At 48.3% G+C, this 25,858-nt stretch carries 18 protein-coding genes; 11 read left to right on the plus strand and 7 right to left on the minus strand.

The annotated features are described in order from the left end of the window. The 3 genes from IKG78_RS13265 to IKG78_RS13275 all read right to left on the minus strand — a co-directional run. Positions 1 to 181, minus strand: a 181-nt coding sequence (locus tag IKG78_RS13265; RefSeq protein WP_290944278.1) for a hypothetical protein, incomplete at its 3' end; no start/stop codon positions are given. Positions 182 to 230: 49 nt separating this feature from the next. Continuing rightward, complete coding sequence (locus IKG78_RS13270) at positions 231 to 3,293, minus strand: Ig-like domain-containing protein (protein WP_290944280.1); 3,063 nt, start codon at positions 3,291 to 3,293, stop codon at positions 231 to 233. 91 nt (positions 3,294 to 3,384) lie between these two features. Next, the gene (locus tag IKG78_RS13275) at positions 3,385 to 5,238 is read right to left on the minus strand and encodes an ATP-binding cassette domain-containing protein (protein ID WP_366075453.1); all 1,854 of its coding nucleotides are present in this window, start codon (positions 5,236 to 5,238) and stop codon (positions 3,385 to 3,387) included. A gap of 147 nt (positions 5,239 to 5,385) precedes the next feature. Between IKG78_RS13275 and IKG78_RS13280 the strand changes: the two genes are divergently transcribed. Further along, positions 5,386 to 6,495, plus strand: coding sequence for a BamA/TamA family outer membrane protein (locus IKG78_RS13280; RefSeq protein WP_290944285.1), 1,110 nt, complete (start codon positions 5,386 to 5,388; stop codon positions 6,493 to 6,495). 186 nt (positions 6,496 to 6,681) lie between these two features. Here the strand turns inward: IKG78_RS13280 and IKG78_RS13285 are convergent, their stop codons facing one another. Further along, the gene (locus IKG78_RS13285) at positions 6,682 to 7,074 is read right to left on the minus strand and encodes an NADH-quinone oxidoreductase subunit A (protein ID WP_290944287.1); all 393 of its coding nucleotides are present in this window, start codon (positions 7,072 to 7,074) and stop codon (positions 6,682 to 6,684) included. Between the two features lie 70 nt (positions 7,075 to 7,144). On the opposite strand from IKG78_RS13285, the gene IKG78_RS13290 reads away from it, so the two are divergent. The 3 genes from IKG78_RS13290 (at position 7,145) to IKG78_RS13300 (ending at position 10,684) form a co-directional block, all read left to right on the plus strand. Next, the gene (locus tag IKG78_RS13290; RefSeq protein WP_290944290.1) at positions 7,145 to 8,050 is read left to right on the plus strand and encodes an FISUMP domain-containing protein; all 906 of its coding nucleotides are present in this window, start codon (positions 7,145 to 7,147) and stop codon (positions 8,048 to 8,050) included. Between the two features lie 112 nt (positions 8,051 to 8,162). Beyond that, entirely contained in the window at positions 8,163 to 9,563 is a 1,401-nt protein-coding gene (locus tag IKG78_RS13295; protein WP_290944292.1) for a potassium transporter TrkG, read from the plus strand. A 461-nt stretch (positions 9,564 to 10,024) separates the two neighbouring features. Then, positions 10,025 to 10,684, plus strand: a complete 660-nt coding sequence (locus IKG78_RS13300) for a TrkA family potassium uptake protein (RefSeq protein WP_290944294.1) — start codon at positions 10,025 to 10,027, stop codon at positions 10,682 to 10,684. Positions 10,685 to 10,725: 41 nt separating this feature from the next. On the opposite strand, the gene IKG78_RS13305 is transcribed toward IKG78_RS13300, so the two are convergent. The 3 genes from IKG78_RS13305 to IKG78_RS13315 form a co-directional block, all read right to left on the minus strand. Then, positions 10,726 to 11,133: a Fur family transcriptional regulator gene (locus IKG78_RS13305; protein WP_290944296.1), complete on the minus strand. Its 408-nt coding sequence runs from the start codon at positions 11,131 to 11,133 to the stop codon at positions 10,726 to 10,728. A gap of 79 nt (positions 11,134 to 11,212) precedes the next feature. Continuing rightward, entirely contained in the window at positions 11,213 to 11,770 is a 558-nt protein-coding gene (locus IKG78_RS13310; protein ID WP_290944298.1) for an NADH peroxidase, read from the minus strand. A 216-nt stretch (positions 11,771 to 11,986) separates the two neighbouring features. Continuing rightward, positions 11,987 to 12,565, minus strand: coding sequence for a hypothetical protein (locus tag IKG78_RS13315; protein ID WP_290944300.1), 579 nt, complete (start codon positions 12,563 to 12,565; stop codon positions 11,987 to 11,989). 100 nt (positions 12,566 to 12,665) lie between these two features. Here IKG78_RS13315 and aroC point away from each other — a divergent pair, with 100 nt between their 5' ends. From aroC to IKG78_RS13350, 7 genes are all read left to right on the plus strand, one after another. Then, a complete protein-coding gene (aroC, locus tag IKG78_RS13320) occupies positions 12,666 to 13,751 on the plus strand; it encodes a chorismate synthase (RefSeq protein ID WP_290944302.1) in 1,086 nt (361 codons plus the stop codon). 141 nt (positions 13,752 to 13,892) lie between these two features. Further along, the gene (locus IKG78_RS13325; protein ID WP_290944336.1) at positions 13,893 to 14,786 is read left to right on the plus strand and encodes a tetraacyldisaccharide 4'-kinase; all 894 of its coding nucleotides are present in this window, start codon (positions 13,893 to 13,895) and stop codon (positions 14,784 to 14,786) included. A gap of 368 nt (positions 14,787 to 15,154) precedes the next feature. After that, on the plus strand, positions 15,155 to 16,678 hold the full coding sequence (locus IKG78_RS13330; RefSeq protein WP_290944304.1) for an FISUMP domain-containing protein: 1,524 nt from the start codon (positions 15,155 to 15,157) through the stop codon (positions 16,676 to 16,678). A 4-nt stretch (positions 16,679 to 16,682) separates the two neighbouring features. Beyond that, positions 16,683 to 19,445, plus strand: coding sequence for an FISUMP domain-containing protein (locus IKG78_RS13335; RefSeq protein ID WP_290944306.1), 2,763 nt, complete (start codon positions 16,683 to 16,685; stop codon positions 19,443 to 19,445). Positions 19,446 to 19,539: 94 nt separating this feature from the next. Continuing rightward, positions 19,540 to 21,222: a hypothetical protein gene (locus tag IKG78_RS13340; RefSeq protein WP_290944309.1), complete on the plus strand. Its 1,683-nt coding sequence runs from the start codon at positions 19,540 to 19,542 to the stop codon at positions 21,220 to 21,222. Between the two features lie 317 nt (positions 21,223 to 21,539). After that, positions 21,540 to 23,444, plus strand: coding sequence for a PEGA domain-containing protein (locus IKG78_RS13345; RefSeq protein WP_290944311.1), 1,905 nt, complete (start codon positions 21,540 to 21,542; stop codon positions 23,442 to 23,444). A gap of 12 nt (positions 23,445 to 23,456) precedes the next feature. Beyond that, entirely contained in the window at positions 23,457 to 25,856 is a 2,400-nt protein-coding gene (locus IKG78_RS13350) for a fibro-slime domain-containing protein (protein ID WP_290944313.1), read from the plus strand. Positions 25,857 to 25,858 lie beyond the last annotated feature (2 nt).

Raw genomic sequence — 25,858 nt, forward strand, 5'->3', positions numbered from 1 at the left:
AACAAACGAAGAATTGCTCATCGCCCTCGACACTGAAGAACTGGTGAAGTGACGCTCGTAAAACGAGCGTCATCCTGACGCCAAAGGCGGAAGGATCCAGTAACTCTTGTAATAAAAGAGGCTCCGCATTGCGGAGCCCTTCTTTTGTTTTAAAGGGCGATGCCGGAACGAAGTCCGGCATGACATTCTCTCGTCTTTCGTCTATAGGGCCGTCAGGCCCGTTCTTTCGTCTATTTAATCGTCCACGTCTGGTTGTTCACGCGGAGAATCTTGCGGCCCTGCACCTGAGCGGAGGCGTTCACCACTTCAGCCGGGTTCACCGGAAGCTTGGCACTCCACACATTGCGACCCTGCATATCCATGATAGAAACGCTTCCGCGCTTTGCCATCACAGCGTTCTGCCAATTCATCTTCGGCTGAGCAAGCTGCGGCTTGATACCGACCGTTCCTATGGCTATGTACAAAGGAATCGTCACATTAGCCTTGCTAGGATCAGAAGCCTTGACACCAAGAGCATACTTCTTGCCTTCGGTGTACTTAAGTCCGTCAATGGCCTTTACCGTGAGCACGGAACCCTTCAAGGTAATCGTCATGTACTTCGCCAAAGCACTCGTTTCGTTCGGAGTGTATTCCAACTTGTCCCCATCGACATCCTTGACAAGCGTATCGAGATTCCATGACACCGTCCAGCCTGCTGTCGGCACATAAGCAGTATCGCCATGCAACAATATCGGTTTGTCGTTTACCGCAGTAATCGTCACACAGAACTCAAAGCTCTTGGAACCGGACTTTTTATCGGTCGCAGTCACGACAACATAAGCTTTACCCGTCGAATCCGGAGCAGACTTGATCTCCAGAACGCCTGCAGATGTAATTTCGACTTTAAGTTTTCCATCCTTACTCTTGGCTGCGAACGTCAGCGAATCGCCTTCGGGATCCTTGAACCAAGAAGCCACTACAGACTTCGTATATTTCAGAGATTTCGTATCTGGGAAGTCTTCGGTAACAGTCGTATCGAGCGTTGCCGTTTTTACGATTACAGCCGGGAGCTGGTTACGCTTTTCGACAGAGATGGTCACAATCGCCGCCTTGGACTTTGTTCCATTGATAACATCGAAATAGCCAAAGTAATCAACGCCTACGAAACCTTCATTCGCCTTGTACGTAAAGCTCCCATCCTTGTTGAGCGTAAGCGTACCATGAGCAGGTTTCTGGGCAATTTCAGCGGTCATTCCTGTAGTCATGCCTTCCGGATAAATGTCATTGGCAAGAACACCCTTCTTGGCATCCACCACAAGTACCGTATCGTTATATGCGGTGTATTCATCCTTTTCGGCATGAGCAAGATCCTTCGGAGAGACTAGCTTTACAGGAATATTCACACCAGCAGAATCCGCTCCGTCCCAAGCATAGAGGAAGATTGTCGCAGCACCGCTAGCATTAGTTACCGGCTTTACAGAAATAAAGTAATAGGTAGCATTCACGCTATCGACTACAGCTTCGATGTTCGTCCCCTGGGCTCTGTAAGTAAGCTTTTGCGTACCTTCGGTAACTTCGAGATCGCTAAAGACAAGAGACTTTGTCGGAATCTTAATTGCCGGAACAGTATCTTCGTCGAAGTCCATGTCCAGCGAAATCGTATCCTTGAGGAACGCACTATCAGCAACGACAAACGTCGGAGCGTCGTTGACCGGCAGCACATGGATAATCACCATGGCCTTAGCGCTCATCATCTTATGGTTTGCAGTTTCAACGACCACGTAAGTAAGCGTATCGTCACCATGGAAATTCAGTTCCGGCTTATAGGTAAACGAACCCATCTGAGAAAATCCGGTCACTACGCCATGCTTGGTCGAATCCACCATAACGACAAGGAAATCGTCACCATCCAAATCGCTCGCGCCCTTTACCGCAATACCGGTTGCAGTCGGAACGATAAGAGCCAAATCTTCGTTCGCATCGTATTCTACGGTCTTTGCAACTGGCGGAGTATTCGAATCCTTGATTCTAACAACAAACACAACCTTGACCAAATCAGACTTTCCATCCGTTGCAGAAACGGTAACCGTCAAGGACGTATCCGCCTTCACTCCCGACGGGACAATAACAAGCGAATCCTTCAAAGAAACCTTATCCAAAGCCGTCAAGTTTTTCATCAACGGAACTGACATTTCAACAGCAAAAGTCAGCTTATCATTATCTTCGTCTGCAAACAACGTACCAAGGGCTATCCTCAACGTATCCGTTTCCGGCATGGTATCGAGAACAACCGGTTTTCCATCATCGTATGGTGGCAAAAGCTTCGTGGGGTGGTTCTCTGGAGGAGGATTATCCGGGCAGCGAGGATCACCCGGGCAAATCGGGCCTTCCGCTTCGTCCGTAATAGTTACATCAATTTGCGCAATTGCAGACTTAGAACCATCCGAAGCGATAAAGATGAGAGACAACGTGGTATCCTTGTCGATGCCCGAAGGAACATAGAATACTTCGTCCTTGATTGTCGGTACACCTGCAGGCTTGACCTGGTTCAACACGGCTCTTGTCATGGTCGGCGTAACCGTGACACCTTCGGCATTACTTGCAGCAAAGACTTTCTTGAGATCAATCTTTAACGTATCCGTTTCCTTGATTGTCACCTGCTGAGCTTTGTTGTAAGGAGCAAGAACGACAAGAGAGTCTTCGACAACAGGTTCATCGCAATCGCCAAGAGAAACTGCAGATACCGTAATGACGTTCTTAAGCCTGTTTGCATCGCTTTCTTCAAGGCTTGTGGCAATGCCCTCTTTATAGTTAATTTGGACTCCCTGTTGCCGAGTCAAATCCAAAGCAACCTTTTCCCCCCAACCACCTTCCTGTTCCAAATTCGCGAAATCGATGAACTTGGCGACAAAAGTATCTTGTGCCGGGAGAACCACGCCATGGAAATTGTAGTCTGTGATACTAGACTGCTTAAAATCGACGCGGAACGGACGGTCAGCCTTGTACGTTAAGCAAAGACCGGAATAACTCGAAAGATCTGCGTATTCGGTGTTGCTTCTTTTCCAAACAATCGAAAAACCAGCACTGCTGTATTTACCCGAAACGAGAACCAGTTCTGTAGAGAACACGTAGCCTTCATCGGTAAGCTTGAGCTCTCCCTTCGCCTGTCCTTCAGGATTGGCATAGACATCACCCCATCTAGCGGGTTGCACGTCGTTGCCCGTTTTCTTATCGACACTCCAAACCGATGTACCGGCGATACTCGTTACCGCTCCGGCTAAAATCATCGCAATAGACAAAGATAGCGATTTCATATTCAATTCCTCCATCATATTCAAATATCAAAAACCCATCATTGTAAATCTACAATAAACATATGATAATGTCACACTCGTTATAAAAAAATTAGCTTAAATTGTCCAATATTTCGAACCGTTCGTACGCCTGTTCGAGCAAAGTCTCGTCATCCGATATCTTTTTCTGAAGTTCCACAATGAGTGCGGCGTTCGTATAGACTTCGGGTTTCGAAAGTTCCTGCTGGAAATCGGCGATTTCCTTTTCCAGTTTTTCGATTTTCCCCATCAAAGCGTTGTATTCGCGTTCCTCGTTAAAACTGCGCTTTTTCTTTTTCGTGGAAAGCGAGGGCGCCGCTGTCGCACCCGACGGATTTGAGCGAGCCAACTTTTCCGCCTCTTTTTCAGCAGCGATGCGGGTGGCATTGGCGGCTTCCTTATCGCGGATTTTCTTGTTCGCCTCGTAATCGGAGTAACCGCCGACCGCTTCAAAAATTTGGCCGTTCTCTTCGATGGCAAATATTCCCGTCGCCACAGAATCGAGGAAAGCGCGATCATGACTGACTGTCAAGACGGTGCCGTTATAGTCGGCCAAAAGCTCTGCCAAAAGGTCAAGCGTTTCCATGTCCAAATCGTTCGTCGGTTCGTCAAGCACCAAGACGTTGCTCGGGTGGCTAAAGAGACACGCGAGCAAAAGACGGTTGCGTTCACCGCCGCTTAACGCGCTAATGGGGCCGCGAGCTCTATCCGCCGAGAACAAGAAATCTTGCAAATAACTTAACACATGACGGCGAACGCCGTTCAAAGTAATGTAGGCTTGCCCGTCGCCGATGTTTTCAACGAGCGACTTGTCTTCGCGAAGGCGAGTACGCATTTGGTCGAAGTAAGCAATGTGGAGGTTGCTGCCCAAGCGGACTTCGCCCGATTCCGGCTGGAGTTCGCCAAGAATCAAGCGCAAGAGCGTCGTCTTCCCAGAACCGTTCGGCCCTACGATGCCGATACGGTCGCCACGGCTGATCTCAGTCGAAAAGTCGTTAATGAGCGGACTGCCGTCGTACGAATAGCTCACGTTCTTGAGGCGAGCGACAAGGCGCCCGGAGCGGTCGGCTTCCGTAATCTGCATATTCACGTTGCCTGTACGGTTGCGGCGTGCAGCACGTTCTTCACGCATCTTGATAAGAGCTCGGACACGGCCTTCGTTGCGGGTACGGCGGGCCTGGATGCCCTTGCGGATCCACACTTCTTCTTCGGCCAAGCGTTTATCGAAAAGCTGGTTCGCCTTTTCTTCTTCGGCCAAAGCCTGGTCGCGGAACTGCACGAACTTGTCGTATGGGAAATCCCAACTGCGAACGCGGCCACGGTCAAGTTCGAAAATGCGAGTCGCAATACGGCGGACAAACGCACGGTCATGACTCACGAACATCACCGCGCAATTCAAACGCGAAACAATCCCTTCCAGCCACTGTATTGCAGGGATGTCCAGATGGTTCGTCGGCTCGTCGAGCAAAAGCAAATCCGGGTCTTCGGCCACGGCACGCGCAAAAAGCACACGGCGTTTCTGGCCACCGCTCAAGCTGTCGTAAGGAGCATCCGTATCAATGCCCGTCTTGCCAAGAATCGCCTCGGCAGTCGCATTGTGGGCGCCATCATCCAAAATCTTTTTCGAAATAACGGAACCGCCGCTCACGACAGAGACGCGCCCCATCACGATATCGCGAACCGTCCCGTCGAGATGCGCCGGAATTTCCTGAATCATGCGGCTCACGCGGAGTCCCGACTTCTTCACGATCTCGCCGGAATTGGTGTCCATCTCGCCAGTCAGTACTTTCAACAGCGTACTCTTGCCCTCGCCATTACGCCCGACAAGGCAAATGCGGTCGCCCGCCTCGATATCGAACGAGACATTGTCCAAAAGTGGCGGACCGCCAAAACGCATCAATATATTCTGAACCGACAATATGGGCATAAACAAACCCCCTTCTTTTTCCATAAAAATAGAAATCTTGCCATGCCCCCTTTAGAAGCCCCCACTAATTATTTAAATTTGGGCGAAATGCGTTTCTCTTCAAAAAAGCTACTGGTACTAGCCACCCTTTTTACCCCCGTCCTATTCATGCCTGTAAAAGCCGGGGCAGAAACCACTACAGCGAGCGCTTCCGCAAGCCCCGCGCAGTCCGAGGTTTCTAGCGATTCCACAATCCCCCCCGCAAAAGACGACTTCCAGCACATTTCTGTAGTCCCAATCGTCGGCTATACCGAAGAAACGCAATACCAATTCGGCGCCATGGCCATCCTTTTCTTCAAGCCCTCCTTCGAAGGCGGAACCATCTCCGAACTAGACCTCTCGTGCTACGGAACTTCGCGAAAGCAGTTGACAGCCTCCATCTCTCCAAAGTTTTACTTTTTAAGAGACCAGATTTCAACAGATATCGACCTCCATTACGAAAACTGGGTCGGCAATTACTTCGGGGCAGGAAACAATCCCAATTACGACGACTTCCGCAAATTCGACAGACAAACGTTCTATCTCCAGTCACTCGTCGAAACGAACTTCGGCACCAAGCAGTGGCTTCCCGATTTTAAGTACGGCCCTTACGTCGAAATAAATTACACAAGCATTGATTTCAATCCTTACACCTACCACGGAAAAATCGAAAAGCCCGAAAACACGGACGGCTGGCGTAACGGCATCGGGTACCATTTAACGCTGGACACTCGCGACAACACCAACTGGGCTAGACACGGCTATCTAGTCCAATGGGGACATTACTTTTACAACAAAGTTTTAGGGGATTACAGTTACACCCAGCAAGAGCTTGACATCCGCGGCTATTCTGAATTTATCTGGAATACATCCATGGCCGTAGGTCTGCTCTGGCAACGCACCAACGGTCACCTCCCCTTCGACAAGCTCGCGGGTTCCGATGGACTCAAGCGGTTCCGTGGAGTCGAGAAGAACTACTTTTACGGGAACCAGGCTTTGTTCTTGCAAACGGAATTCCGCAAGAAACTGTTCTGGCGAATCGCAGGCGACATCTTCTTCGAAGGCGGAAAAGCAGGCGATGACTTCGGAAAGCTCATGAAGAACAAATGGCATAGGAGCCTTGGCTTCGGGGGGCGGTTCGCCCTCAACAAGAAGGAAAACTTGTACGCCCGCTGCGAATTTTCATGGGTCGATTTCAAGAACTTCGGCATGACGATGTACGTCCGCGACGCGTTCTAGTTATTAGTCATTGGTCATTAGTCATTGGTTGTAAGAATTTGGTTCTTGGAACGTCATCCAGAGGACCGAAGGGACGAAGGATCCAGTCACAATTCTAGTAAGCAATAACTGGGGACAAAAAAAGCGGATGCAAACCCGAAAGCCTGCATCCGCCATTTTGAGATAGAATAAACTGCTATATAAGGATTAATCCTTGACGCTATTCCAGTCCAGAACACCCTTCTTCAAGAGGTAGATGTAACCCGATTCGAGAATGAGAAGGAATCCGAGAAGGATGAACAAGAGTTCCCAACCGCCAGCGAGGAACTGGATTGTCCAAGGATAGATAAAGGCGACTTCGAGGTCAAACACCAAGAAAAGCATGGCGACCATGTAATATTTGACCGGATAACGTTCGTTGGCCGTACCGGAAACGTGAGCTAGGCCACATTCGTAGGCGGAGCCTTTAATAATAGTATGCTTGATCTTGCCCGGATGCAAGAACCAGTTGGCAACGAGCAAGGCCGCAGGAATGCAGAGAGCCATGATAACAAGGATAGTCATGGCGAACGTGGTGTCGAAGATTTCAACATTACTCATAGTGATTCCAAAGATAGTAAAAAAGTTTTTGCTACACCAATGCAATTTTGTAAACTATATTTGGTATATCATGAAGAAGAAAACACTTTCAATCGCATTTTTAGGATTTACCGCCCTTTTCTTTGGGTGTTCCGGAGACGATGCGCCTAGTCCAGTCGGACCGACTCCAATAGCCGAAGTATCGTCATCCTCCATTCAGGGAGCGTCTCCGACCTCCAGTTCTCCCCAGCAGAACCAGAACTCTGCGACCTCCGTTCAAATCGGAGTAAAAGACACAGTCGAAGGTCATAAAACAATCAATACCGAAGCCCCGAAAATCGAGTACCCTGACAAGTACACAGAACCCGACGAAACATTCTGCTGGGAAGCGGGATGCAAAGCAAATGTCAAGCCGCGTTCATCTTCTTCCAAGGCTGCTCCGAAGTCTTCTTCATCCGCGAATGCTATCACCATCGACGAACCGGTAAATAAGGCTCCGACCGTCAACGGCATGTCGATGACCGACATGCGCGACAACAAGACATACCAGCTCAAGCAGATTGGCGGCAAGCTCTGGATGGCCCAGGACATTAACTATTCTGTAGCCAACAGCGAATGCTACAACGAACAGGAAGCCAACTGCAACACGAACGGCAGACTCTACACGTATAACGCCGCTCAGAAGGCATGCCCGCTCGGTTGGCACATCCCCACCAGAGAAGAAGCACAGGCAGCACTCAACGACGAATCCGTTCCTTGGAGCTACAGCGGACGTTGCAAGGATGGCGACTGCAACTTCCTCGGCGACATGGGCTTCCACTGGACATCTAGCGAGCCAAAGAGCGACGACAAGAAGTATAATGACAATGGCGGCAGCAGCGGTGCTCTCATCATCGTGGAAAAGTCTCCCGATTATGTTAAGGAAGGCGACGAACGTTTGTTCTTCCAGGTCGATCAGAAGACCAAGCGCTTCAGTGTCCGTTGCGTCCAAGATTAAATCACAAGAATTTCCTCCTTACACTAAAGACCTTGCGGAAACGCAAGGTCTTTTCCTTTTTCTAGGGCAAGCCTGAGGGAGCGCCCTCTTCAACTTTTCTAAATTCGCTCTCATGCTACGTTCAAAGTACCAAACGCTCACGGATTCTTTTTCCGAGAACGTCTTTAAAGCAAGAACTCAATCGAACCCCATTATGCTAGTGGTGCTGGGCTATCTATTGCTCATCGCTATCGGCACTGCGCTCTTAAGCCTGCCGCAATCCACTACGCGCCCTATTGATTTTATCGAAGCTTTCTTTACCGCTATGTCCGCCGTCTGCGTCACAGGGCTTTCCGTTGTCGATATCGCCTCCACATTTACGCACACCGGACTGTGGATTCTCGTCACGCTCATGCAATTAGGCGGACTCGGCATCATGACCGCATCCACGACGATTATCTTGCTTGCCGGTATGCATCCGGGATTCAGCCATCAGTCTGTATTCTTCTCCGAATTCACGCAAGAAGGTAACATTGACGCAGGCCGCATCCTCAAGGCCGTAATTCCGTTTACGTTTGTCCTGGAACTGATTGGCGGCATCGTCTATTTTACGCAGTTTGAATCCATGGAAACCTACGACCGCGTCTTTTGTTCGATATTCCAAGCAGTGAGTTCGTTCTGCGGCGTTGGATTTACGTTGTTCCCCGACTCGCTTGAAAGTTTCCAGTACAATCCCGTCATGAACATCACCACCTGCATTCTCGTGCTGGCAGGCGGTTTCGGCTTTTTGGCCATCGCGGAGCTGCGCTACATCTTTGACTTTACGCATAAAGAAATCCGCCGCGTTTCGCTGCACACCCGCATCGCAACTTACGGCACCATCATCGTCATCGTCGCAAGCATCATCGTTTTCTCGTTCACCGAATGGAACAACCTCTTTAGCGGTCACTCCTTTAGCGAAAACACGCAGTCCGTATTGTTCATGGCGTTCACGAGCCGCACTGCAGGGCTCAATTCCGTCAACATTCCCGACCTCTCGCAAGCCTCGCTCTTTTTCTTTATCATCATCATGTTCATCGGCGCAAACCCCGGTAGCTGCGGCGGGGGCATCAAGATTACAACTGCAGCGGTCATCGGGTTGCTCGGCATCAACAGACTCCTCGGCAGGGAAAAGACCCAAGTCCTCGGACGCACCATCCCGAACAACACCATTGATAAAGCGATTCGAATTTTCGTCGTCGCCATTGTCGTCATCGCGACGGCAACGCTAATTTTACTTTGTACAGAAATTCCCTCCGGCGCGCATTACGCCGACAACGGGCCGTTCCTCAAGATCCTATTCGAAGTTGTCAGCGCCTATGCCACATGTGGACTTTCCATGGGACTCACAAGCGAGCTCTCCCTTGTCGGGAAATACGTCATCTGCGTGGTCATGTTCATCGGACGCATGGGCCCCTTGTTCCTCATTTCCGCAGTCGCCGCCAAATTGCAAGATACCGCCTGGTTCGCCGAAGAAGACATAATGGTCGGCTGATTAGACGAAAGAACGCTCGCGTTGCTCGCTATAGACGAAAGACGAAAGGCGTCATCCTGGAGGAAGTGCAACGTACCGATAGGATCCAATGCAGTGAGCAGTGGTTAGTGGTTAGTGATTAGAAAAAATGCAATAGATTCCGTATCTGCTCCTTGAACTGTATGGATCCCCTACGCTCCGCTTCGAGGATGACAGTGGCCGCGACCCCATACCTGCACTCACTGCCTACTTCCTACTGTTTACTAACCACTAAAAAGAAACGCGGCTTCGCCACCTCTCGTCTAAATCCAAATAAGGTTTTAGGTCTTAGGTTGTAGGGATTAGGAACGCAAAAGATTCCGTATCCGCTCTCAGAACTGTATGGATCCCCTCCCTTCGGTCGAGGATGACAGCTCCAAGATACCATCCTTCCTACTGCCTACTTCCTACTTCCTACTAACCACTAATACTATATTTACCGCATGGCTTCTAGACAATTCGTTATTATCGGTCTTGGGAATTCGGCAAACTATCTTGCCCGTCATTTGACGTCGTTGGGTCATGACATCATGGTCATCGACTCGCATCCCGAAAAAGTCCAGGACTTCGCCAGCATGGTCTCTCAAGCTGTTGTCGCTGACAGTACCCGCAAAAAGCAGCTCGCCTCCATCCCGTCTTTGACCAAGGCAGATAGCGTTATCGTCTGCATCGGCAGCAACCTAGAAGCATCCCTCCTCACCATCCTGAACCTGAAAGAACTCGGGGTCAAGCACATCATCGCAAAGTCGAGCAGTGCCGAACATACGAGCATTCTGGAAAAGCTCGGCGTCACGGACATTTTCCATCCAGAACGCGATGCCGCCATAAGCTTAGCCGAACGTTTGAACCGCCCGAACATGGTCGATTTCCTCCCGTTCATGGAAGGCTACTCCATCGTCGAGATCGTCTGCCCCAAGAGTTTTGTCGGAAAGACTTTGAAAGTGCTGTCGCTTACGCACAAGTACGGCGTACAAGTTATCGCCATCCGCGACCCGCAAGAGCCCACGCCCAAGATCGGTAACATCGCCGATGTCATCTTGCAAGAAGACGACGTGCTGTTCCTCATCGGCCCGAACGAGGCCCTTGATAAACTAAAAGACTAAACTCCGTTTGGAAAGCTGTCATCCCGGCCTTAGTGCCGGGATCAGTTATTTGTAGAACATTTGTCGCACAGCCCGAACATATAAAGGAACGTCCCCGTCAAGGTGAATCCTGCGGGAATCATTTGCGTGCAATCCGGCGGCGGGAGCATCACGTCAAAAACTTTGCCGCACCCCTTGCACTTGAAATGGCTATGCGGCGTGCAATCCGCATCGTAGCGCAAAAAGCCGTCGCCAAAATCTAGCGAAATCGCCAAGTCGTTCGCCAGCAGCAGCTCCAATGTATTATAAACGGTCGTGCGCGAAAGCGACGGATACTCCGGCAAAAGAGCCGAATAAATTTCATCGACCGTCGGGTGCGTCTTGACGTTACGCAAATAGCGATAAACGCAGACCCTCTGCAATGAAGGCCTAACGCCATGCTGCTTGAGTATGCTTGCCGTTTCTTGCATAGACACCCTCTTAAAAACTCCCTTAAACACCTTATAAAAAAAGCGGCTCTCTTTCGAGAACCGCCCTTACACCTCAAAATTACTTGAAGTAACGGCCCAGCAAGCCCTGGAATGCAGAGCCGTGGCGAGCTTCATCCTTGCACATTTCATGAACTGTGTCATGGATGGCATCGTAGCCGAGTTCCTTCGCACGCTTGGCCAAAGCGAGCTTGCCTTCAGTTGCACCCGCTTCGGCGGCCACGCGGAGTTCCAAGTTCTTCTTGGTGTCCGCATAGACGACTTCACCCAAGAGTTCTGCAAACTTGGCCGCGTGTTCCGCTTCTTCGAAAGCAATGCGCTTGTAAGCTTCGGCCACTTCCGGGAAACCTTCGCGGTCCGCTTGGCGGCTCATCGCAAGGTACATGCCCACTTCGGTACACTCGCCCGCAAAATTCTCGCGGAGGCCCTGTACCACCTCGGCATCCAAGCCCTGAGCGACACCGATCTTGTGTTCGTCCGCCCAGACAATCTTGCCACCGGCCGGCTGTTCGACCTTTTCGAAGAACTTGCTCTTCGGAGCATGGCACTGCGGGCATTCATCCGGTGCTTCCGGACCCATGTGAACGTAACCGCAAACTTTGCAAACCCAGACTTTCATATTTTCTCCTTCTCCGCATCGCGGAAATTGATAAAGAAATTTGTAATTAATTTTGTAATTATTACAAATATAAAATTATTTCAAACTTTGTCAAGCTCAAAACAACCTTATTCCATAAATATTCATTAAAATTTTGAAAAAAGATGCGATTCGATAAAAAAAACAGCCCTTACGAGCTGTTAAAACTTTTGCAAATTTCGTGGTTCGATTCGCGATTTAGAACGCAGCCGCTTCAGCAGGTTTTTCACGACCAGCACGCTTGTCCGCTTCTGTCGCAAGTTGACGATGCGTCACAGAACCGATAGCAAAGTAGCGGCTACCCTTCTGCACTACGGCCGTATAAGCGTTCAACGCCTTCACCGAGAACCATTCCTGATAGAAGTTATGAACGTTTTCCTTGAGGCTGGAAAGTTCGCTAATGGCAGGAGCCGCCGAAGCCTTGCCGTACTTGAGCGTAAACTGATCGGACATGTAGGCGACCGCTTCAAAAGTCTTGTTCAAGCGAGCGCGTTCTACCCGACCCGTACGGATTTCAAAAGCATAGAACTTGTCATTCTTGTTGAATATAAAATCGACCTGCACAGGCAGTTCACCGAACATATACACAGGAATGACCACGCGTTCACCGACACCACTCTGACCGTAAGGCTCGTAACCTTTCTTCATCATTTCTTCGATAACGGTTTCGCGGGAAGAACCAAAAGGGATGCCTGCAAAATTATTCTGAGACTGCGCTTGCGCTCCTAGCGAAAGCACGAGAATCAAGAAGGTAATAATAACTCCGAATTTAGACACGATTGGCACCTCTATTGTAAAAGATAGTAAACTTTTTTCCAGTAAGCAAAAATTTCAGTTAAAAAAAAGTTTTTTTAGACCAGTATCTATATTTGAGCACATGTCAAGCACATTTGGAAAGATTTTTGCAGTCACGACATGGGGCGAATCCCATGGTCCAGCGGTCGGAGCAGTCCTCGACGGTTGCCCAGCCGGTCTCCCCATCACCGAAGAGATGATCCAGGCGGAACTGAACCGCAGGCGGCCAGGCCAAGGCAAAGTAACAACAGCCCGCAATGAAAAAGACCAGGTCAAAATTCTTTCCGGCGTTTTCGAAGGCAAATCGACAGGCACGCCGATTTCTTTCGTCGTTTTTAACGAAGATCAGCACAGCAACGACTATTCCGAAATTGCCAAATGGTACAGACCGGGGCATGCAGACCTCTGCTACGACCTCAAGTACGGGTTCCGCGATTACCGTGGCGGCGGCAGAAGTTCCGCCCGCGAAACCATCGGTCGCGTTGCCGCAGGCGCTGTCGCAAAAGCGCTTTTGAAAACGGTCGCAAACACGGAATTCCTTTCGTGGGTTGCCTCCGTTGGCGACGTCGATTGCCCAGCCTTGGACATGAACGCCCTCACGCTTGAGCAGATCGAAGCATCCCCCGTCCGCTGCCCAGATGAAGACGCCAGCCAAAAGATGGAAGCCGCCATCCTCGATGCGAAGTCAAACGGCGATAGCATTGGCGGAACAGTTTCGCTCTTCGTCAAGAATCCGCCGATCGCTCTCGGCGAACCTGTATTCGACAGGCTTGACGCTTTGCTTGCGCAGGCGATGCTCTCCATCCCGGCATGCAAGGGCTTTGAAATCGGAAGTGGCTTTGCAGCGGCTCGTATGCACGGCAGCGAACACAACGACGAAATCTATTGCGAAGGCGACATCTACCGCACCCGCACGAACAACGCAGGCGGAAGCCTTGGCGGTATTTCGAACGGCGAACCCATTTACTGCCGCATGGCATTCAAGCCGACCGCCACGATTTCCCAATTGCAGAAAACCGCCGGACGCGGTCACGAAAACGGAGAGCTTGCCGCCAGAGGCAGGCACGATCCTTGCGTCGCCGTCCGCGCTCCTGTGATTGTAGAAAGCATGGCGGCCCTCGTTCTTGCCGACTTGTATCTACAACAAAAACGCAATTGCCTTGATTAAGTGAAAGCTTCTACAATCAATTTGTCACCCCGGATTCATTCCGGGGTCTGTAATGAAAAAGAAAACCGATCCCGGCACTGTGGCCGGGAAGACACCAAAGAATTAGATCAAAAAAATAATACAGCAAACGGCTTATCATTACTGCGACTTGTAGCCACCGCATTCTACCGAGTTGCGTACAAATTACACCATAAAATCTTTTTGCGACCACAGCCGCCGCTCCATGCATGCGTCATCATCGTCGGGAGCTATTTGGCAGGCGGTGCCGGCAAAACGCCTTTTACCATTTGGCTCGCAAAGCGACTTATCGAACAAGGTAAAAACGTAGCTGTACTTTGCCACCGTGCCGCATGGGACGAGTTCATCTTATTGCAAAAAGAACTCGAAAGCAACCCGGCACAAGTCTCGCAACTCCAGCAAAACGGATCAACATCAACACAGCCCGAAGTAAAAGTTTTCGCGACAAAAAACCGCTACAAAACCGCGAAAGAGATTCAAGACAAATTCAACATCATTCTCTGCGACGACGGATTCGAAGACACTCGCTTTACTGGAACCACAAGAATTTGCCTCGACTGGCAAGAGCCACCGCAAACAGTATCAAGCCTTTGGCCCGCAGGCATTTTCCGCAGTTTAAAGCAAGATCACGACGAAAACGAAATTATCCATCTCGATTGCTATGGAAAAAAATGCAAAGACGACGCGCCTCCATTATTCCCTGACATACAATTCTCCATCGAGTCCCTAACAAACTATAAACACGGACAGTCTCTCGCGGCAACAGTCATTTGCGGTCTCGGTTCTCCGCAGCGATTTATCAATGATATTCGAGCATTCGGAGTTGCAATCGAAAAAAGTATCATCCGCCCAGACCACGACAAGCATTTTGTGCAAATCGTCGAAGCGGAAATAGCGAAAGGCAAAGACATAGTCCTTTCACAAAAAGACGCATGCCGCTTGCCGCAATCGCTCCTCGCCCACCCGAAACTTCATATCGCCATTCAAAAAATCAACGTGTTGAGAAGCCCATTTTAATAAATCACAAAACTACGCGTAACATTCCTTTGTGCCACACCTATTTTATACCTATAAAACAGGAAATAATGAAGTTTTACAGGTACAGGAAACTTCGTTTTATAAATTCGAACCTATAAAATCTGAAAAATACAGTTTTTATAGGTACAATTTCTTAATTTCACACACAAATTAGTCCCAAAATTACCTATAAAACATGAATTTAACGTTATTTATAAGTACAAGCTCAATAGAATTCGCCCTACAGAATGGGAAACAGTCTGTTTTTGTACCTATGAAAATGCACAAAATAAAATTTTATAGGTACGCTTCTCGTTTTTTGGAGTTAAAAGTAATTTTTTCATTTCCTTTTTTGTATTTTATTCTTTATGAATAAGAATACTATCGGCAAATTTTGGTTAAATGGGATGTTTGCCGTTATTTCGGCAAGCATGTTTTCAGCATGCGATTCATCTAGTTCAAGCGTTTCCGATCCAGGAGACGGCATCACCGTCAGCCCCTTGGAAGTCGAAATGGACTCGATTACTGATAAACGCGACGGCAAAACATACGCAACCGTCACTATCGGCGAGCAGACATGGATGGCCGAAAATCTTAGGTTCAATTACAGCGGCTCCGACGCAAGCAGCTATTGCTATAAAAACAACGATAGTGACTGCGACAAGTACGGCAGATTGTACACTTGGTCCGAAGACATGGCTCGCAACATCTGCCCTTCGGGCTGGCACCTCCCCGACAACGAAGATTGGAAAACCTTAATCAACTCCACAGGCGGAGTTGATTACGCAGGTCGCAAACTCAAAGCGAAATCCACATGGAATAGCGACGGCAAAGGTTCCGACGTTTACAGCTTTACAGCACTCGCTGCAGGCATCCGCGATACTTCCAAAAATTACAATAAACAAGGTTCCTACGCCTCGTTCTGGTCCGCAACGCGGTACAATGACACCGACGTACTTTACTGGAGCCTTAACGCCGACAACAGCCTCGTCATCCGTGATGCCGGCAATCGCAACAACGCGTTTTCTGTTCGATGCATCAAAGGCAGCAAGACATTCTATTACAGTTCCATGCGCTCTAGCAGTTCCAGCGCGAAAAGTAGCTCTAGTGTCAGGAGTAGTTCGAGCGCAAAAAGCAGCTCCAGCGCAAGAAGCAGTTCCAGTGTCCGAAGCAGTTCGAGCGCAAAAAGCAGTAGTTCTAGCACACCAAGTAGTTCCAGTGCAATCAGTAGCTCTAGCGTTCAAAGCAGTAGTTCTAGCGAAATCAGCAGCTCTAGCATTCAAAGCAGTTCAAGTGTAATTTCAAACAACTCCGATTACAAATACGACCCCGCCAAAGTCATCCACGGGACCCTAACGGATTCGCGAGACGGTCAAGAATACAAGATCGTCACCATCGGCAATCAGACTTGGATGGCGGAAAATTTAAGATATGAGATCCCTAGGGATACCGCAGATACCGTTGATGTTTTTTGTCCTCAAGATCCTGACACTCTCGCACTCGTAGGCTGTTATTACACTTGGAGAGCCGCAATAAAAGCCTGTCCTGACGGTTGGGTATTACCAAGTCAAAGCAATTGGAAAACATTGATCAATCAAATTTCTTGGACTGCTCCATGGGGCATCCTCGAAACTATATGCAACACCGAATCCTTGATATACAATTCGATTCAAGGGAATGATGTGTACGGCCTCAACATCACACCGTCTGGATCATGCAATCCCAATACAAAAAAAATCAGTATTAACGGAACTGCCAAATACTGGACATCATCATTCCTAGATGAATTTTTCTGTGGGGACGCTGTACTTTCATTTATAAATGACAACTTAAAAACAGATATATTCACCAATCATTCGGCCTTCCAATCCGTTCGTTGCCTAAAGAGGTAAAAAGATGAAACAGATTTTATGGACTCTTTCCCTTGGCCTAGCCACCTCCTTTATCGCATGTTCAGAATCTGCAACATCTGTAGAGAACAACAACGAGCATGAATCACTAGAGTCGTTTACCGATTCCCGTGACAACCGAGAATACAAGAAAGTAACCATCGGCGAACAAACTTGGATGGCCGAAAACCTTTATTTTGAAAAATATTTCTACACCTGGGAAGAAGCAAAAAAAGCATGTCCCGAAGGTTGGCACCTCCCCAATGACGACGAATGGAAAATCCTATTTGTCGAAGTCGGCGGCGTAGAACAAGCCGGTCTCCAGTTGAAATCAACTTCGGGCTGGGAAACTGGCGAAAACGGGAAAGACAAGTATGGCTTTGAAGCATCCCCGATGGGGTACCGCGATGCTCTCGACGAGCGTCAAAAGAAAGGCTATAGGGCATTATTCTGGTCCGCTACAGAACTAGATAGTAAAAACGCCTACAACTGGAGATTCGACGGCGTAAGCGATTACGTATTCCATGAAGACTATCCAAAGAATTTCAAGCTTTCCGTCCGTTGCATAGAAAATAACATCAGCGAGGAATCTTCCAGTTCATCGGATGAAAAATTGAGTTCTTCAAACAAAGTTCAATCCAGCTCTTCTTCCAAAAATCAATCAAGTTCTTCGATAACAAAACAATCCAGTTCCAGCATTCATTCATCTAGCTCGGCAAAGTCTTCAAGCTCGGAATCTAGCAGTTCTGTGAACTCGCCTTCCTCCAGCAGCACCACATCGTCATCTTCGGCTCCGATCGAAAATCTATCAAGCAGCTCTTCAAGCATAGTTTCCAGTTCTAGCGAACCCCCTCGCCAAACCGTCTATGACCCCATCAAAAAGACGTTGACGGACGGTCGTGACGGACATGTTTATAGAACCACAACCATCAACAATCGCGTATGGATGGCAGAGAACTTGGATTACGCATACTACTTCAAATCGGCAAGAAGTTTCTGCTACCAAAATGATACTGCCTACTGCACAAAGTACGGACGACTTTACACTTGGAGCGCCGCCATGGACTCGGCAGGAGCGTTTTCAAACGACTCCAAGCTATGCGGCTTGAAATCAAATTGCAAGCCAGCTGAAGTTGTTCGTGGAATGTGCCCAGAAGGGTGGCATTTGCCAAATCGAGCGGAATGGAATGAATTATTCTATTATATAGGCGGTTACAACACCCAAAAGCTAAAGGCAAAACAAAATTGGGATGGATACGAAGGATCCGACGATTTTGGATTTTCTATCTTGTCCGCTGGAGTGCGAACAGCAAAAGCTGAATTTGCGAACGAAAAAAAGAATGCCTATTTCTGGACATCCGACAAAGAGGATGCCAACGTCGTTGTTTTTGACCAAACACAAACATACAACCTCGGGATGATTACGGATGATAACGCGTATTCTATCCGTTGCTTAATGAACTACGAGGATAAAAACATTCCCAAGCCCGACCATGAAATACTCTATGGAACACTTGAAGATTCCAGAGACGGCAACGTTTACAAGACCGTGGAAATTGGGGAACAGACATGGATGGCCGAAAATCTGAGATTTGAGTATCACGAAGGATCCGCCGAAAGTTCTTGTCCAAAGGACAATCCAGAATATTGCAAAACCTTTGGCAGATTATATACATGGTCGGCAGCTATAGATTCTGCAGGAATTTATTCTAACGATGGCATCGGATGTGGCTATTATAAGATATGTAATCCCACGACATTCGCCGATGGAATTTGTCCAGAAGGATACCGCCTCCCAAACGAAGACGATTTCCTAAAGCTCCGGGAAGCAGCAGGAGGCGAAACTCTCGCAGGGCAGAACCTGAAAGGACTTGAAGGCTGGCCAAGAAATGGAAATGGCTATAATTTATACGGATTCAACGCAACCCCGATTAGCGAAACAGATGCCGTATATTATTGGAGTTCATCGGAAAAAGACAACAAATATGATGCCATAATTTTCGGCATAAAACTTGCAACAATGAATTTCACCTCCTATTCTTCATTTAAAAGTGCCCCAAAACCGATTCGCTGCATCAAGAGATCCGAATCTGAAAAAACATCTGCTAGTTTGTATATAAAAGATGAAAGTTCGTACGACGCAAGCACAAATACACTGACAGATTATCGAGACAACAAAATCTATAAGACCGTCAAAATCGGAGATCAAATCTGGATGGCCGAGAATTTAGATTTCGATTACAACTGGGGAAAAGCGACCAGCCAATGTGCAGCATACAGTAACGACAGCAACTGCCAAGTGTATGGGCGTCTTTACAATCTGGGTGCAGCCATAGATTCATCAAAAATTTTCTCAGACGATGCCAAGGGGTGCGGAATAATTTATTGCGAAAAAGCAGATACCGTTCGAGGAGCATGCCCACGCGGGTGGCACCTGCCGAGTGTCCCAGAATGGGAAATCCTTATAAAAATGGCTGGCGATAGTACTACAGCCGGATACGCATTAAGATCGACATCAGAACTTTGGGGCGAACATTCTGGTTCAGACAGCCTCGGATTTGCCGCACTGCCTGCCGGATTCGCATCAGATAAAACGGGAACAGTAAGCAGACAAGGAGAAATAACCATTTTCCATACATCAACATGGGAGAATCAAGCAAGGAAGTTGATAAAGTTTGATTACCTAACAACTAAAATATCAACAACTAGCATAACAGCAAATACTTCCACCTCGCGATATTCAATCCGCTGCATCAAAGACGCTGATTAGAAAATACTGCAAAGCTACGGCTAATTGCCGCGACTTTTTTTACACATTTCCCATTTTTATTGTATTTTTATATACAGAAATAGGGAGAAAAAATATGAGCTTGCGCCAAAGATTTTCCGAAATTCTCAAAGTTATCACACAGAACATTCCCGAAAGAGAATACTATGTACAGTTAGGGTTCCTCACGGCACTCGTCCACGAACCGTTCTACCTTTACGGGCGTCCCGGCTGCGGAAGTTCGCTTATGATTCGCCGAATCGCAAGCGCGTTCAAGGATGCAAAAATTCTAAAAATCGACAAAAAGCAAAAACAGCTCCCAGAAAACATCAACGATTTCAACCTGATTATTTTCGACAACTTTACTCCGGGTGATGAACAGAGCAAGAACAGTCTCCAAATAGCCATCCACGATAAGGCGAACACGTCCATCATCATCACGGGCGACCAAAAACCGGAATCCGTGCTGAGCCGTTCCGAAGTGAGCGATCAAGTGACGCTCACCATCATGTTGCCCGAAAACATCTCGTCAGACGCACTCTGCAAGCTCATCCAGACTCACACTGGCAATAGCAGCGTGAACGTTCCGCCAGAGATTGCCATCAGCACAGAAGAACAAGCCAAATGGCTCAAAGACATCAGCAAAGTGACGCTCTCCCCCAATACGCTTGATGTTATCGGCAAAGTCGCAGAAATTTGTGCAAAGAACGGCGTATATGTTTCTATCCGCAGGTGGCTCGCTCTTTCAAACATGGTCAAGGCAATCGCGTACCTCAACGGCAGAGCGGAGACGAAACTCATCGACACCTTCTTCCTCGGCACATCCATCTGGGGCCGTAGCGCATCCAACACAGCCATTTCAGGGAGCTACCGCGACATCCTCATGATGCAGTTGTACAAAGACACTCCCAGCCTCCTCGACGCCCCGTATGACGCAGACGATTTGCTAATGCGCGTCGATCATCTAGTCCACAGCTCGAACAACTTGTACGAAACCAAGCCGTTCAACGGCGAGAAATGCCTTGCATACCGCATCACGGTTGCAGGCGAATCCGCGCCGCTTTACGCACCGCTCAAGTATATTGAAACCGACAAAGACTTCCACCCGTATAACGAACTCCGTCAAGTCGAAAAGCGCGTGCTCTGCAATTACCACGGTACCTCCAACTGTACCATCACCATCGACCCGCAAATTCGCACTAGCGGGTTGCGCTGCGCAGTCAATCAGGCGAACATCACTCCGACAAACAAGTTCGAAGATTACGCATCGCTCCCGACATACATCTTGATGGAAAACGCGCCAGAAGTTATCGACCAAAAGAAAATCGATCGCGATATCCTGAACGACGAAATCAAGAAATCCATGGACCGCGAAACAGCGAACTTGGTCGCACTCCGCAACATTTACAAACAATTTAACGAATCCAAGGATGACTTGTTCTGTTTCACGCAAATGTTCAATGATGTTCAAACGGCCATCAAGACACAATTTGACCGCACGGCAGAAACCATCAAGACCATCAAGCAGGCGAACGACATCATTTCCACGTTCACGAACATGTTGAAAACGCCGAATCTGCTCGGGAAAAAGCAACAACAAAATCAACAGCAAGCAAAACAGCAGCCCGCACAACCCCAAGGCGCAGCAGCACAGGCAGCGCAGCCGCCCAAGCAACCGCAAGCCGCACCAGCTCAGCAAGCGCCGAAGCCCGCTCAAGCCGCGCCAAGGCCAGCTGCACCGGCATCGAAACCCGCCGCAACCGAAGAAAAGAAATCCTAAATTTTGCTGTACCCCTGGAACCTCTCGTAGAGATGATACAGTCTATTGTCTTTTGAAGACTATCGCTCCCGTCACCCTGGAGTCGCTAGACGATAGGGGCCATGACAACAGCATTTTTCGTCAAGCCCGGCTCCGACCGGGCTTCTTCTTTACATTCGCCAAGCCAGAGCTCCGGCCGGGAATATTCTTTTTTTATTAAATTTGTCTTAATATTTTTTCGTTATAAAAACAATAACAGGTTGGTTGCTTTGAACAAAATTTGCTCCTTCGCAGTAACTCTTTTATTACTGCTCCCCTGCTTACTATCTGCAAAATACATGGCGGTTCTAGAAACGCTTGCTCCGAAAGACTTGCTGACAATGCAAGAACGGCTCTACCTGACAGACATCTTAAGGGCGCAAGCCGTCTATATACTCCCTGCTGAGCAAAACTGGACCATCATGACTCGCGAAAATATCAACGTCATGTTGCCGCCGGGAAAAGCCATCGAAGATTGCGAAGGCAGCTGCCTCGCCGAGACCGGCAAAAACATCGCAGCCGATTACGTCGCCCAAGCACGCATTTCGCAATTCGGTAAAGCGTTGGCAATCACCGCCGAAGTTTACGAAACCGCAAGCAGCAAGCTCGTCGCAAGTTTCGTCGGCAAAGGCGAAAACGTCGAAGACGTCGAAAAGATTATCAAGGAACAAGCGCCAACGTTCTTCAAGAAAGTCCGCAACAACGCACTGAACGGCATTGGATACGTCAGCACGAACAACTCATTCTCGTTCCAAGGAACTAAGAAGTTTATTGTAGAAATCCAGACAACACCTTCAGGAGCCATCCCGACATTTGACGGCAAGGCGTTCCCCCAATGCACGAACACACCCTGCAAAATCCAACTCGAAGCCGGTGAACACAGACTTGTTATTTCAAAAGAACGTTTTGAAGATTTAGACACGCTAATAAACGTCAACCAAAACGAGCAAAAAATAATGCTCAACCTCATTCCCAACATAGGCTACATAAATATCTCTCCCAAAATTCCAAATAATCTCAAAAATCAAGGTTCCGCAACAGCAACCATCAACGGACAGAAATCCCGTTGGGGCGCGAACGAAGTTTCTCCAGGATTGTATTCGGTACTCATCACCCACTCTTGCTTTAACCCTCTCGAACTCAACGTCATGATTCAAAAGGGCGAAAGAACAACCATATCGGATTCGTTAGTACGTGGCATTGGCGGCCTTGAACTAGATGTGGTAAAGAACGGCACACCGCAAGCCGTTCCAGTATTCATCGACGGCAACAATGTCGGCACAACACCGTTCGCAGGCGAAGTTCCGCTCTGCTCTAAAATCGAAATCGAGAACGCGGGCAAACGCGAACAAATCCCCGTCGAAATCAAGTACCATGAAGTCGTAAAGAAAACATACGAATTAACAGAGAAGCCGGCCGCCACAAAAGCAGACGAGACTCGTCAAAAAGCAGAAGTCGCTTACGCCGAACTCGACGGTAAAAAGGTTACAGCCAAGCCAACCGAAGATTCGAGCGCACAGAAAGCGGCAGAAGAAGCCACCGAAAACAAGGCCAAGAGTTTCTGGGGCGGCATCGTCGCAGGAGTCATATACAACGACTTCTACAGTTCCCACTTCGGCCTGAACAACATCAAGAACGAAACCGGTTACAAGCACACAGTCGATAGCGACGAAGACCTTTTAAGCAACTTCTGGGGCATCGGATTCAAAGCGGGCTTTGGCGGACTGTTTATCGCCTCGCCTTATTTCGGCTTGCATGGAGAACTCGGGCTCGCCTTTAGGCAGGGCACCGGAAAGACAAACCTCACCGTTACGTTAACCGGCAAAGACAAAACAGACAAGAAATCTGATTTGGAAGTCGAATATACAGCATCGCAATTGAACATCGACATTCCTTTGCTCGCACGCGCCACAATTCCAAACGCATTCTACATTGAAGCAGGGCCGATGATTTCGTTCAATGTCTATGCAAAAAGCAAATCCAAAATTACGAACATTCTCGGCACAGAAACATACGAAGTCAATGGCGGATTAAACGCGTTTGAATTCGACATCGCCACAGGCCTCGGCATTACACGCAACATCGGCAAGTCTATTCTCGACTTCAATTTGCGAATGGTGTTCGGCATGACCCGCATAAGTGACAGCAAAGATTCCCCCAAGACATGGCAAGGACAGTTGAACATTTCCTATTGGTTCTTGTAAGATGGGGAAAATATGCAGTGTAACAAATTAAGCATTAAAACTTTTGCCTTAGTTTTAATCGGTGCTGCAACGGCGATAGCTGGCGAGTACAGCTTTCTCATAAAAAACGAGACCTCACAGAATAGCAGAACAAGTCTTTACGTTCAGGTCCAGACAACAATTGCGGGACGTACGCAAACTAGCAGATGTTCCGCACTTAGCAGTTATGGAGACGGAACCTTTTACCTGAAAGCGGCGATGGAAGCGGACCAAAGCCCCAAATTGACTTTTTACACGGCCAGTACTTGTCGAGCCAATACTTCCGTAGGTTCAATTTCACCTTTTGAGGAAACTGATTCAATTTCCAGCAATATCATCATTACGATTGCCGATGACGAGGTGACTCTAGCCAACAGCCCAGATCCCATCACAGCTCCGACTACAACTTCAAATGGTGGAGATCGTCCGGGTGGTCCTGGAACAACACCTACACCGACAAACAGAAAAGTCATCCGTTTCTTTGCTCCGTGGACGAATACGTCTGCTATCGTCTATGTCGCTGCTGGCGATTCCGCGAAGATGACGACGGTCAAGAATTATTGCGGATGGTTCGAAGCCCGCATTACTCCGCCTGAAGGTTCATTCCAAGTCTATTTCAAGCAGACCTTCGGCAGCACTTACGTAGGCGACAACGTCTATAACAAGATCAATCCCTCGACACAATCGATTTGGCTCTCTTTGGATGATGTCGCAAAAGCTGACACAATTTGGGTCAAGGCGAACAAGGCCGGTGCACCGAATGTTACTGCGAACTATCCGGGAATTTTGGGCGATTGCCCGACCAAAACACTCCCCGTGATGATGTTTGACTGGCTGCACGGCACCAAGGGCGACGGTGACGTGAAAACGACAATCAATCGATCAGATTCCACCGAAACGATATCTTACGGCAATGGAGCAAAAGACCAAGACCCGGATTTTGGCCCCATTTACGCAACCAGCAACGACTTCGGCTCCAGCGGATGTGGAAACTCTAACGCCAGGGATTCCAAAAACAGAGGATATACGGCAGGAATGGTCGAACCGACTTTAGGAGCCAACGGGGTTCCCGTCCGTGCTACGAACTTCCCCGAAAACTGTAAAATTACAGAGCATTTGAATCAATGGTTTTTGCCTCAAGTAGTCGCCACAAAAAATGGAAAAGAATATTCTAACGTCACATGCCGTTCCATTGAACTCACTCTGGATAGCAACGGTCTTTGGCTTGGGCAGAAAGACAACAGAAGCACCGAAGGAGGCCTTTTCTTGCTCGATGACTTCCAATATCTTGATGACGAAAATACGATAGCAAATCCGTTTTACGACAATATTTCATCTGGCAACAAGAGGCACAACTATGGCTTTACGATGAAAATCCAAGCCTCGTTCGAATATATCCCCGGTCAGTATTTTGAATTCTTTGGCGACGATGACGTGTGGGTATTCATCAACAACAAACTTGCCGTGGACCTCGGCGGCCAACATGCTCAAGTTTTTGGATCCGTCGATTTGGATACGCTCGGCCTTACGGAAGGAGCCAACTACCCGTTCCACATTTTTTATGCCGAACGCCATACTTCCGAATCAAATTTCATGATGAGAACATCCATCGACTTGGAGATTCCATCCAACATAACAATCAAGAATCTCTCTACGGATTCAACGATCATCAAGAAAGAAGTTTGGCAGAAAATCCATGAAAACGCACTCTCTTGTGATTTCTCGGCAAACTCCGCAAACAAGCAGGAACGCGGCCCATCGACGTTTACCTTGTTCGGTGATAACCTTCCGACAACCGGCGTACAACTCGACAAACTCGATACCGCCTACTATAGCGGCATCACGATTTCTAACAATTTCACAACGCTCACGATTAACACAAAATCCATTTCGCAAGCGCTCCCCGCAGGGAGCTACTACATTCGTACGACACTCAAGAGCATCCCCAACGAGCATGAAGATGTTCATTTCTCTATTTCGGCATATCAGGCCACTTCAAACAGCTCTACAAATGCCAAATCAAGTTCCTCGAATGCGAAAATAAGCTCTAGTTCCAACAAACCTACGTCGAGCTATTCTGCAAGCGGAAAATCCAGTTCCAGCAAGAATAACGCGAAATCCAGTTCAAGCTCCGGCAAAGCAGTATCTAGCTGTTCCAAGACTAGCAACGAACGCCCTGATTTCTACGTAAAAATGACGGGCCCGTTCGAATTTGAAATTGTCATGGACGAGACCGCACCGAGCCTTGCAAAAAAATACGCCGTCATGGACATGAATGGGCAAGTGCTTTCCGTCGGCGAATTGAGCGAAAAGAACGCACTCGTAAAAGTTCCGAATCGCGGAGCATACATCGTCAAGCTAGGGCTTAGCTACCAACGAGTCAACATCAGATAAAA

Source organism: Fibrobacter sp. (assembly GCF_017545445.1).
In the GTDB taxonomy this organism is placed as follows: domain Bacteria; phylum Fibrobacterota; class Fibrobacteria; order Fibrobacterales; family Fibrobacteraceae; genus Fibrobacter.

What these genes read in the sequence shown, in the direction of transcription:
- IKG78_RS13270 (WP_290944280.1), bottom strand. Translation starts at nt 3,293, where the DNA reads ATGAAATCGCTATCTTTGTCTATTGCGATGATTTTAGCCGGAGCGGTA.
- IKG78_RS13275 (WP_366075453.1), bottom strand. Translation starts at nt 5,238, where the DNA reads ATGCCCATATTGTCGGTTCAGAATATATTGATGCGTTTTGGCGGTCCG.
- IKG78_RS13280 (WP_290944285.1), top strand. Translation starts at nt 5,386, where the DNA reads ATGCCTGTAAAAGCCGGGGCAGAAACCACTACAGCGAGCGCTTCCGCA.
- IKG78_RS13285 (WP_290944287.1), bottom strand. Translation starts at nt 7,074, where the DNA reads ATGAGTAATGTTGAAATCTTCGACACCACGTTCGCCATGACTATCCTT.
- IKG78_RS13290 (WP_290944290.1), top strand. Translation starts at nt 7,145, where the DNA reads ATGAAGAAGAAAACACTTTCAATCGCATTTTTAGGATTTACCGCCCTT.
- IKG78_RS13295 (WP_290944292.1), top strand. Translation starts at nt 8,163, where the DNA reads ATGCTACGTTCAAAGTACCAAACGCTCACGGATTCTTTTTCCGAGAAC.
- IKG78_RS13300 (WP_290944294.1), top strand. Translation starts at nt 10,025, where the DNA reads ATGGCTTCTAGACAATTCGTTATTATCGGTCTTGGGAATTCGGCAAAC.
- IKG78_RS13305 (WP_290944296.1), bottom strand. Translation starts at nt 11,133, where the DNA reads ATGCAAGAAACGGCAAGCATACTCAAGCAGCATGGCGTTAGGCCTTCA.
- IKG78_RS13310 (WP_290944298.1), bottom strand. Translation starts at nt 11,770, where the DNA reads ATGAAAGTCTGGGTTTGCAAAGTTTGCGGTTACGTTCACATGGGTCCG.
- aroC (WP_290944302.1), top strand. Translation starts at nt 12,666, where the DNA reads ATGTCAAGCACATTTGGAAAGATTTTTGCAGTCACGACATGGGGCGAA.
- IKG78_RS13330 (WP_290944304.1), top strand. Translation starts at nt 15,155, where the DNA reads ATGAATAAGAATACTATCGGCAAATTTTGGTTAAATGGGATGTTTGCC.
- IKG78_RS13335 (WP_290944306.1), top strand. Translation starts at nt 16,683, where the DNA reads ATGAAACAGATTTTATGGACTCTTTCCCTTGGCCTAGCCACCTCCTTT.
- IKG78_RS13340 (WP_290944309.1), top strand. Translation starts at nt 19,540, where the DNA reads ATGAGCTTGCGCCAAAGATTTTCCGAAATTCTCAAAGTTATCACACAG.
- IKG78_RS13345 (WP_290944311.1), top strand. Translation starts at nt 21,540, where the DNA reads ATGGCGGTTCTAGAAACGCTTGCTCCGAAAGACTTGCTGACAATGCAA.
- IKG78_RS13350 (WP_290944313.1), top strand. Translation starts at nt 23,457, where the DNA reads ATGCAGTGTAACAAATTAAGCATTAAAACTTTTGCCTTAGTTTTAATC.